Raw genomic sequence first — 1361 nt, forward strand, 5'->3', positions numbered from 1 at the left:
ATTATTTAGTTCCATGAACGCAATAAATTCTCCCATCAATTTTTTTCCAAGACCTATCCCGCGATATTCTGGCAGGAATAAAAAATATCTTAGCTGAACGGCCTCCTCACGATGCGCGGCGACCAGAAATCCGATGATTTTGTTGGAATGCTCGCATATCCATATTTTGTCCCTATCTGCTTCATATTCATGGGCAAACTGCGTCAGTCCTTCCAATACATAGGCCTCAAAATTTAACCCGTAACCACATTCTTTCGCATAAAGTCGACCATGGATGTAAGCAATATAACCCAAGTCACCCGGCATTAATTTATTTCTTATTAATATTTCATTTAGGGTCGTTTTTTCCACTGTGTTCATTTTGTTGTAGTTTTAATAATTTAACAATTGCATTCATATGATTGGTCAGTTCGACTTGTTTTTCAGGCGTTAGATGAGATAAAAGCTCGTTTACTTGTTCGTTTGACGCGGAGTTCAGCTTCAAAAATATTCCATGTCCCTGGGGGGTAAGGTAAATGTGGTTTGCCCTGGCATCGTTTTGTGCCGGCTTTTTTGCAATAAGTCCCTGTTTTTCCATCCTTTTTAGCAATCGGCTTAAATAGCTTTTGTCAATATCCATGGCATTCATAATATCAGACGCCCTAACATTCGCACCTACGTGTACTTCATAGAGAATGCGACCCTCAGCGAGTGAGTATTCGCTTTTAAGTAGATGATGATCCAGCAATCCTAAAATATTAGTGTAAAACCGGTTAAATGCCCTTATTTCTTGAACGCAGCTGTCGTTAACTTTCATGGGACTAATTAACAATAATTAGTTGACTTAGTCAACAATATTGTAAAATCACGTTTTATTTATGAAATAATTATTGATATAGAAGAACAATTACATGTATAGCTGTTAATCAGCGTATAAAATGGTTAAAAAAGCCCTATGGCTTGACAGATCATGAATTTGAAGCTGATTTGTACTCATCTGGACTATGTTTAAACCTCTATCTGGTACCGGAAGATACAATTTTATAAATCGATCTTTGCACCCGATTTGACGATGTAGTCAAATATGTTATTTATAATTCATGAACCCATTTATCAATCTGGGAATCCGTCATGATATTGTTAATGCCATCTCTGAGTTAGGATTTGAAAATCCTACTCCAATCCAGGAACAGTCGATTCCGGTATTGCTAAGAGGCAGCAACGATTTTGTCGGATTAGCCCAAACAGGGACCGGTAAAACAGCTGCTTTTGGAATGCCGCTATTAGAACTGCTCGATTTCGAAGAAAATCATCCGCAGGCGCTTGTTTTATGCCCAACACGTGAACTTTGTTTACAGATCACGAACGACATTAAGAACTAT

Annotated in this window: 3 protein-coding genes; 1 reads left to right on the forward strand and 2 read right to left on the reverse strand. The window is 38.0% G+C overall.

The genetic code is table 11. The features are described 5' to 3' along the window. Both WC615_RS05925 and WC615_RS05930 read right to left on the reverse strand, forming a co-directional pair. Positions 1–360 (reverse strand): GNAT family N-acetyltransferase (locus WC615_RS05925; RefSeq protein WP_372977200.1); only part of this gene is annotated, 360 nt, incomplete at its 3' end. After that, a complete protein-coding gene (locus WC615_RS05930) occupies positions 329–796 on the reverse strand; it encodes a MarR family winged helix-turn-helix transcriptional regulator (RefSeq protein WP_372977201.1) in 468 nt (155 codons plus the stop codon). The genes WC615_RS05925 and WC615_RS05930, both read right to left, overlap by 32 nt. 283 nt (positions 797–1079) lie before the next feature. Here WC615_RS05930 and WC615_RS05935 point away from each other — a divergent pair. Beyond that, positions 1080–1361, forward strand: a 282-nt coding sequence (locus WC615_RS05935) for a DEAD/DEAH box helicase (RefSeq protein WP_372977202.1), incomplete at its 3' end; no start/stop codon positions are given.

The sequence above is a fragment of the Mucilaginibacter sp. genome (assembly GCF_041663085.1).
Lineage (GTDB): Bacteria > Bacteroidota > Bacteroidia > Sphingobacteriales > Sphingobacteriaceae > Mucilaginibacter.